The organism is Acidimicrobiia bacterium (assembly GCA_040880805.1).
Taxonomy (GTDB): domain Bacteria; phylum Actinomycetota; class Acidimicrobiia; order IMCC26256; family DASPTH01; genus DASPTH01.
The window spans coordinates 29,310-37,483 of the sequence record JBBDHW010000001.1 but is presented as its reverse complement, the minus strand read 5'-3'; the positions used below and the strand labels follow the sequence as shown (position 1 = coordinate 37,483).

The following is an 8,174-nucleotide window of genomic DNA, read 5'->3' as shown; positions in this document are numbered from 1 at the left end:
CCAGGAGGCGGTGCTGCTCGGGATCTCGAAGTACGACGCGGCCGAGACCGCGCGGATCTCCGAGCACCTCGGGCTCGCGCACCCCGACGTCGAGATCGAGACCCACGTTGGTGACCAGCCGCTCTACCCGTATCTCGTCGGCGTCGAATAGCTCCGCAGAGGTGACCGGCTCCATCACCCTGCGCGAGCTCGCGGCCCACGGCGTCACCGAGCTCAAGGCGGTGGGACCGAAGCTCGAGACGGGGCTCGCCGAGATGGGCATCACGTCGGTCCTCGATCTTCTCGACCACTACCCGCGCCGGTACGTCGATCGCACGCAGCGCGCCGAGATCGCGGAGCTCTCGATCGGCGACGAGGCGACGGTCGACGCCGAGGTGCGTTCGATCCGAGCGCGCCGCACGCGTGACGGGAAGCGCACGATCGTGAACGCGGTCGTGTACGACGGCACCGGTCTGCTCGAACTGGTGTTCTTCAACCAGGCGTGGCGTGAGCGACAGCTACCGGTCGGAACGCAGGTGTCGCTGTTCGGGAAGGTGGAGCAGTACCGCGGCAAGCGCCAGCTCACCAACCCGGTGGTCGACGTGCTGTCCACCCCCGATTCCGAACGCGGCGCAGGCGATGGGCCGGAGGCGACCGGTGCGGTCGTTCCCGTCTACCTGCAGTCGGGCAAGGCCGAGGTGCACACGTGGCAGCTGCGACGCGCAGTCGCGTCGGCCCTGGAGCGCACGAAGGCTCGCGGCTTTGCCGATCCCCTCGATCCAGACCTCCGTGCCGCGCACAGGCTCGTCGACCGCACGCGCGCGTACTGGGACATCCATCGGCCCGACACGCTGCAGGACGCGTTCGTTGCCGCGAAACGGTTGAAGTTCGACGAGTTCCTCCGCATGCAGATCGGGCTCGTCGCGCGCAAGCGCGCGCTCGCGGCCGACGCGCGCGGGATCCGTCATCGGGTGGACGGACCGCTTGTGCCCGCGTTCCACGCGGGGCTGCCGTTCGTGCTCACCGACGACCAGGCGCGCGCGATCGACGAGATCGCTGCCGACCTCGAGGGCCCGGCACCGATGCACCGGCTCTTGCAGGGTGAGGTCGGCTCGGGCAAGACGGTCGTCGCGCTCACCGCGCTGCTCACCGCGGTGCAGGGCGGCTACCAGGGCGCGTTCATGGCGCCCACCGAGGTGCTCGCGGAGCAGCACGAGCTCACGATGCGCTCGTTGCTCGACGGTCTCGTCGTCCCCGCGGAGTCGACGCTCCTCGGCGAGCGACCGGTGCGCGTCGCGCTGCTCACCAACCGCACACCCGCGGCAGAGCGCCGCCGCATTACCGAGGGCCTGACCGCGGGTGACGTCGACATCGTGGTGGGCACGCACGCGCTCATCTACGGGGGCGTGGAGTTCAAGCGCCTCGGCGTGGCGGTGATCGACGAGCAGCACCGCTTCGGCGTCGAGCAGCGCGACCTCCTGCGTCGCAAGGGCCGCGGCGAGCGTCCCGTTCGGGCGGAGCCGGGTACCCCGGCTCCGAGCGAGCCTGCCAATGGTGTGGCACCCGACGTGTTGGTGATGACCGCGACGCCGATCCCGCGTACCGCGGCGATGCTCATCTACGGGGATCTCGACAAGACCGAGCTGCGCGAGCTCCCCGCCGGCCGCGCGCCGATCGTGACCGAAATCGTGGGGCCGGGGCCGCTCGAGCGCGCTGTCGTGTACGAGCGCGTGCGCACCGAGGTGGCGGCGGACCGGCAGGTGTACGTGGTGTGCCCGCTCGTCGAGGGTTCCGACAAGCTCGAAGCGCGTGCGGCCACCGAGGAGCTCGAACGACTCGCCGCCGAGGAGCTCGCCGGTCTTCGGCTCGGGCTGCTCCACGGACAGATGCCCGCGGCCGACAAGGAGACCGCGATGGCCGCGTTCCGTGCCGGCGAGGTCGACGTGCTCGTGGCGACGACCGTGATCGAAGTGGGTATTGACGTTCCCAACGCGACCGTCATGGTCGTCGAGGACGCAGAACGGTTCGGGCTCCTCCAGCTCCACCAACTACGCGGACGCATCGGCCGTGGCGCGCACGCGTCGGTCTGTTACCTGCTCGCCGACCCGAGCACCCCCCAGGGCGAAGCGCGCATGGACGCGATGGTGCAGTCCACCGACGGCTTCGAGCTCGCCGAGCGCGACCTCGCGATCCGCGGTGCGGGCGAGGTGTTCGGCCAGCGCCAAGCCGGGTGGACCGACCTCAAGTTGGGGAGGCTGCCGCAGGACGAGCCGATCGTGCTCGAAGCGCGTGCGGTGGCCGAGGGCGTGCTCGACGCCGATCCCGACCTCGACCAGCACGCGCAGCTTCTCGAGGAAGTGCAGGATCTCCTCGGGGACGCAGTCGACTTCCTGTTCAAGAGCTGATGGCACTGCGCGTGATCGGAGGAGCGGCGGGCGGGAGACGGCTCGTCGCGCCGAAGGGCGGCGTGCGCCCCACGGCCGACCGGGTCAAGGAGTCGTTGTTCGCGTCGCTCGGTGCGGAGCGCCTCGAAGGAGCGGTGGTGCTCGACCTCTATGCGGGGAGCGGCGCGCTCGGGATCGAGGCGCTCTCTCGCGGTGCCGTGCGCGCCGTCTTCGTGGACAACGACCGTCGCGCCCACGACGCGCTTCGTGCGAACCTCGACGCCACGGGGTTCACGGAGCGCGCGCAGTTGCGCCGTGCGTCGGCGGCCTCGTTCGCCGGCCATGGGGTCGCCGACGGGCCGTTCGATCTCGTGCTCCTCGACCCGCCGTACGACCTCGCTGCCGCCGAGCTGGCGCAGGTGCTCGTTGCCCTGGCTCAGTCTGGTTGTCTCGCCGTGGGCGCGACGGTGGTGGTCGAGACCCGTCGCACCGAGCCGCCGGTGCTCCCCGAGGGCTGGGCGGTCGGATGGACGCGCGCCTACGGGGATACGCTCCTCACCGTCGCGGCCATCTGACCAGGAGCAACATCGCGTGGACACCGCCCTCTGCCCGGGCTCCTTCGATCCCGTCACCAATGGTCATATCGACATCATCGAGCGCACCGCGCGCCACTTCGACGGCGTGATCGTGGCGGTCACGCGGAACCCACAGAAATCGCAGTCGCGCTTCGGCCTCGAGGAACGCCAGCAGATGCTCGCCGACGCCATCGGCCACCTCGGCAACGTGCGGATCGAGCCGCTCACCGGGCTCGTGGTCGACTTCGCACGCGAGCATGGCGCCGGGGCGATCGTGAAGGGCCTGCGCGCCGTGTCCGATTTCGAGTACGAGCTCCAGATGGCGCAGATGAACAAGCGACTGTCGGGCATCGACACGTTTTTCATCTCCACGAGCCCCGAGTACTCGTTCCTGTCGTCGAGTCTCGTCTGCGAGGTCGCCAAGTTCGGAGGCGATGTGTCTGCGATGGTCCCGGCCAGCGTCTCCGCGCGACTCATGGAACGGTTCTCGAGATAGCGAGGCCTTGGTGAGCGACGAACAGGCGTACGACCTCGAGACGCTGCTGCTGCAGCTCCGAGAGATCGTCGACACCGCGCGCACGATGCCGATGTCGGCGTCGGTACTCGTGAACCGCGAGGAGACACTCGAAATCGTGGACGACGCGCTGCGGGCGCTGCCCGAGGAGCTCCGGCACGCGCGCTGGTTGCTGAAAGAGCGCGACGAGTACCTCACGCAGGCGCGCCGCGACGCGGAGGACATCGTCGAGGCATCGCGCGTGCAGGCGGAGCGGATGGTCGAGCGTACGGAGGTGGCTCGCGAGGCGCGCCGCGTTGCGCAGCAGGTGGTCTCGCATGCGGAGGCCGACAGCCGTCGCCTGCGTCACGAGGCCGAGGACTACATCGACCAGAAGCTCGCGGCGTTCGAAGTGGTGCTCGAGCGCACGATGCAGACGGTGCAACGGGGGCGTGAGCAACTGCAGGCGGTCGTCGGTCCGCCGCCCCCGTCCGGGCCTCACGCCCACGCGCTTCCCGACCCTGAGGAATCCGGAATTTTCGACCAGGACGACCTGTAAGGGTCGGATCGCCCATCAGGTCGGTCAATTCGTCCGGCTGCTATCCTCGGACGCCCGGCCCCGGTTTCTGGGCGCCACTTGCACGACCGTTTCCCCGTCGCGGCAGCCGGGCCGGTCAAAGAACCCGGTCAAAAACATCCGGGGCAACCCGTCCGCCCTTCTCACGAAACCATGAGCGATCTCCGCATCGATGTCGCCGATCTCCTGACCCACCCCGGTTCCCGCCGGCCCCTCGTTCGCGAAGCGGCGATGGCAGGCCTCGGTGGGAGAGCGGCGCGCGTCGCAGAGCAGATCCGGGTCGATCTCGTGCTCGAGCGCGTGCCCGGCGGCTTGGTCGCACGGGGCACGATCAATGCCCATTGGTCCGGTGAGTGCAGCGTGTGCCTTGTAGATCTCTCCGACGACCTGGGGGCCGCGGTCAGTGAGCTCTTCGAGGAGCGTTTCGTCGACGGCGAGACGTACCCGCTGCTCGGTCACGAGATCGACCTCGAGCAGCTCGTGCGCGACGCAGTGCTCCTCGAGCTCCCGCTCGCGCCCACCTGCGAATCCACCGGCGCCCCGCCGTGCCGGCCCGTGGACGTGAACGACGACGCCGACGACGGCGCGCCGGTGGATCCCCGCTGGGCCGCCCTGTCGGAGCTCGAGCTCTGACCACCTCTTCGCCAAGATCCGGCCCGCCAACTCTCGCCCCACACTCTCGAGGAGCACCCGATGCCCGTCCCCAAGCGCAAGACACCGAGGAGCAAGACGCGCCAGCGACGCGCGTCGAACTGGCGCCTGTCCGCGCCCCCACGTTCGACCTGTCCCAACTGCGGAGCGGTCAAGCAGCCGCACATCGTGTGCAGCAACTGCGGGTGGTACGGCGGACGCAAGGTGATCGACGTTGAATAGGGGTTGGTACATGAGCGAGCGCGTAGAGGCGCGGGTGTCCTGCGCCGCAGCGAGCGTGGCCTGAGCGGCCCGGTGCGAAGCACCGTGAGCGGGTAGCGGGGTCATGAGCGTCGCCGTTGCGGTCGATGCCATGGGGGGCGACCGCGCCCCGGGGGAGATCGTCGCCGGCGCGGTGCAGGCCGCAGAACAGTTCGGAGTGCGGATCCTGCTCGTCGGACGCGAGGACCTGGTCGCGCCGCTCCTGCCCCACAACGCGCAGTCCGTCGAGCTCGTGGCTGCGAGCGAGGTCGTCGAGATGGGCGACGCGCCGACCTCGGTGCGCTCCAAGAAAGACTCGTCGATCGTGCTGTGCGCGCAGCTCGTACGCGACGGCAAGGCCGACGCGCTCGTGAGCGCGGGAAACACCGGGGCCACGATGGCGGCGTCGCTCCTGCGCATGGGGCGCATCAAGGGCGTGGCGCGTCCGGCGATCGCGGCACCGATACCAGTGCCCGGTCACGGCCCGCAGATCCTCGTCGACGCCGGTTCCACCGTCGATTGCGCGCCGGAGTGGCTCGTGCAGTTCGCGGTGATGGGGCGCGAATACGCGCGGGCCCGACTCGGTGTCGACGAACCGCGTATCGGTTTGCTGTCGAACGGCGAAGAGGCGGGCAAGGGCGACGACGTGAGGAAGCGCGCGTACGCGCTGCTCGAGAACGTCCGCGGCTTCGCGGGCAATGTCGAGGGCCGAGATTTCATGCGCCCTGGGGTCGACGTGATCGTCACCGATGGGTTCACGGGCAACGTGGCGCTGAAGACCATAGAAGGCGCGATCCGCGGCACCGCGGGGCTGATGTTCCAGGCGCTCGAACTACCCGAGCTGCGCGATGCCGTAGCCGCGGTCATGCCGCACCTGCTCGACGCGGCCAAGCAGGTCGAGCCCGATTACGTCGGTGGCGCGGTGCTGCTCGGGGTGAATGGCGTGTCGGTCGTCGGGCACGGCTCGTCGAGCGCACAGGCGATCGTGGGTGCGGTCCGCCAAGCCGTCGAGTGCGTAGAGGCTCGCGTGGTCGAACGAACGAAGGAGGCGATCGCGGGTGCCGGCTGAGACGCACGTCGGGCGGAACCCGATCGGACCCGACGAGGTGCTGCGAATGATCCGCGAACGGCTGGCGGAGATCCTCGAGATCGACGAGTCGCGCATCATGCTCGACGCCAAATTCTCCGACGATCTCGACGCCGACTCACTCGCGCTCATCGAGCTCGTCGAAGCCCTCGAGGAGGAGCTCGGGGAGCGCACCGTTGGTTTCAGCTTCGACGACGAAGATCTCGCCGACCTGCACACGGTTCGCGACGCCGTCGACTACGTCGTCGGTCGACTCGGCACCCCGGGGGAAACGGGCGAGTGAGTCGGATGAGCGCGCAGGCCGCTCGCACCACGGCATCGGACCTCGACGCGCGGTTGCAGCTCGCGCTCGGGTGGAACTTTCATGATCAGTCGTTGCTCGAGCTCGCGCTCACCCACCGCTCGTACTGCGCGGAGCGAGGGATCGACGAATCGAACGAGCGGCTCGAGTTTCTCGGCGACTCGGTACTCGGGTTCGTGGTGACCACGTTCGTCTACGAGATGTACCCGCAGCTCCCCGAAGGCGAGCTCGCGAAGCTACGCGCGGTCGTTGTCAGCTCGGAGACGCTCGCGCGCCTGGCGAACGACATCGACCTCGGCGCCGCGCTCCGGCTGGGCAAGGGCGAAGACGCATCCGGCGGTCGTGCGAAGTCGTCGATCCTCGCAGACGCGATGGAGGCGGTGATCGCGGCGGTGTACCTCGACGGCGGCCTCGACGCTGCGCGTCACGTGATCCTCGGTGCGCTCGAGGGTGCGATCCAAGAGCAGGCCGCCGGTCCCGGAGGCGGCGACCACAAGACCCGCCTGCAGGAGCTCGCCGCGCAATTCCTCGACCAGCTCCCGCGGTACCAGGTTCGGCACGAGGGTCCCGATCACTCCAAGCGGTTCTTCGCGTCGGTGTTGCTGCGCGGGGAGACCTACGGCACTGGCGAAGGTCGCTCGAAGAAGTCGGCGGAGCAAGCTGCAGCACGCGAAGCGTGGGAGCGGCTGCAGCACGAAGTGAAGACCGCGGCGGTCAAGCGAGTGCACGATGCCTGAGCTGCCCGAGGTAGAGGTTGTCCGGCGTGATCTCGAGCGCGAGGTCGTCGGGAAGAAGATCAAGAATGTCGAGGCCGACGGCATGCGCGCCGTTCGGCGTCATCACAACCGCAAGCAGTTCGCGAACCGGCTGATCGGTAAGAAGATCGTCGCGGTCCAGCGGCGCGGGAAGTACCTGCTGTGCCGGCTCGACGGCGACGACGTGCTCGTGATCCATCTGGGAATGTCGGGGCAACTGCTTCGCACGAAGACAGCGCGCGAACCGATGTCGAAGCATACGCACGTCGTGATCACGTTCACGCAGGGGGGGCAGCTGCGGTTCGTCGACCCGCGCACGTTCGGTGAGATGTTCGTGACTGAGGTCGACAACGTCGAGAAGCAGGTCACCGAGCTCGCGCACCTCGGCATCGACCCGCTCGAGACGGCCATGTCGTGGGAGCACTTCGGGAGTCTCCTCGCGCAGCGACACGCCAAGCTCAAGCCTCTGCTGATGGACCAGAAGTTCATCGCCGGCATCGGCAATCTCTACAGCGACGAGATCCTGTGGGGCGCGGGGCTTCGCTGGGACCGCGTGAGCGACACGCTCACCGCGCAGGAGGTGCGGCGCCTCTACCGGTCGATGATGGAGACGTTGCAAGAGGCGGTGAAGCACCGCGGGTCCTCGCTCGCCGACGAGCAGTACGTCGACCTGTTCGGCCGTCCCGGTGAGTACCAGCGGTTCCACAACGTGTACGCGCGCGAGGGCCAGGCGTGTCCACGGTGCCGCCATGTCGTGGTGCGCGAGCGGTTCGCCGGGCGCTCCACCTTCTACTGCGACGCGTGCCAGGTCTGACCCGACTTCGGCGGAACACGCGGAAGCGCGTCCTGATCGCGGGGCGCGTGCAAGGAGTGTGGTTCCGCGAGTCGTGCCGCGAGCGGGCCGTTGCCCTCGGCGTTACCGGTTGGGTGCGGAACCGGAGCGACGGGCGGGTCGAAGCCGTGCTCGAGGGACCGGAGACAGCCGTCGACCGCGTGGTGCAGTGGTGCCACGAGGGCCCGTCCCACGCACGCGTCGACGGTGTCGACGTACAGGTGGAGGACCCGATCGGGGAGTCCGGCTTCCACGTCCGCTGAAGTGCCGCGGAACGGCAGACGGCCGTCGCTACGCTGC

General features: G+C 69.0%; 11 protein-coding genes. All 11 read left to right on the top strand.

All coding sequences use genetic code 11. The annotated features are described in order from the left end of the window. Positions 1-161 precede the first annotated feature (161 nt). The 11 genes from recG to WD271_00170 all read left to right on the top strand — a co-directional run bounded on the left by recG (position 162) and on the right by WD271_00170 (position 8,137). A complete protein-coding gene (gene recG, locus WD271_00220) occupies positions 162-2,384 on the top strand; it encodes an ATP-dependent DNA helicase RecG (protein ID MEX1006251.1) in 2,223 nt (740 codons plus the stop codon). Continuing rightward, positions 2,384-2,938 carry a 16S rRNA (guanine(966)-N(2))-methyltransferase RsmD gene (gene rsmD / locus WD271_00215; protein MEX1006250.1) on the top strand — a complete coding sequence of 185 codons (555 nt, stop codon included), beginning with the start codon at positions 2,384-2,386 and terminating at the stop codon, positions 2,936-2,938. The genes recG and rsmD overlap by 1 nt, the downstream gene beginning before the upstream one ends. A gap of 16 nt (positions 2,939-2,954) precedes the next feature. Then, positions 2,955-3,434 (top strand): pantetheine-phosphate adenylyltransferase, encoded by a 480-nt coding sequence (gene coaD, locus WD271_00210; protein ID MEX1006249.1) that lies wholly within the window; start codon positions 2,955-2,957, stop codon positions 3,432-3,434. Positions 3,435-3,444: 10 nt separating this feature from the next. Further along, complete coding sequence (locus WD271_00205) at positions 3,445-3,990, top strand: hypothetical protein (protein ID MEX1006248.1); 546 nt, start codon at positions 3,445-3,447, stop codon at positions 3,988-3,990. A 171-nt stretch (positions 3,991-4,161) separates the two neighbouring features. Then, positions 4,162-4,641: a DUF177 domain-containing protein gene (locus WD271_00200; GenBank protein ID MEX1006247.1), complete on the top strand. Its 480-nt coding sequence runs from the start codon at positions 4,162-4,164 to the stop codon at positions 4,639-4,641. 60 nt (positions 4,642-4,701) lie between these two features. Continuing rightward, a complete protein-coding gene (gene rpmF / locus WD271_00195) occupies positions 4,702-4,881 on the top strand; it encodes a 50S ribosomal protein L32 (GenBank protein ID MEX1006246.1) in 180 nt (59 codons plus the stop codon). A gap of 103 nt (positions 4,882-4,984) precedes the next feature. Further along, positions 4,985-5,968 carry a phosphate acyltransferase PlsX gene (gene plsX / locus WD271_00190; protein MEX1006245.1) on the top strand — a complete coding sequence of 328 codons (984 nt, stop codon included), beginning with the start codon at positions 4,985-4,987 and terminating at the stop codon, positions 5,966-5,968. Continuing rightward, positions 5,958-6,269 carry a phosphopantetheine-binding protein gene (locus tag WD271_00185; protein MEX1006244.1) on the top strand — a complete coding sequence of 104 codons (312 nt, stop codon included), beginning with the start codon at positions 5,958-5,960 and terminating at the stop codon, positions 6,267-6,269. The genes plsX and WD271_00185 overlap by 11 nt, the downstream gene beginning before the upstream one ends. Positions 6,270-6,274: 5 nt before the next feature. Continuing rightward, positions 6,275-7,024, top strand: coding sequence for a ribonuclease III (rnc, locus tag WD271_00180; GenBank protein ID MEX1006243.1), 750 nt, complete (start codon positions 6,275-6,277; stop codon positions 7,022-7,024). After that, positions 7,017-7,856, top strand: a complete 840-nt coding sequence (mutM, locus tag WD271_00175) for a bifunctional DNA-formamidopyrimidine glycosylase/DNA-(apurinic or apyrimidinic site) lyase (protein MEX1006242.1) — start codon at positions 7,017-7,019, stop codon at positions 7,854-7,856. The genes rnc and mutM overlap by 8 nt, the downstream gene beginning before the upstream one ends. Beyond that, entirely contained in the window at positions 7,844-8,137 is a 294-nt protein-coding gene (locus tag WD271_00170) for an acylphosphatase (protein MEX1006241.1), read from the top strand. The genes mutM and WD271_00170 overlap by 13 nt, the downstream gene beginning before the upstream one ends. Positions 8,138-8,174 lie beyond the last annotated feature (37 nt).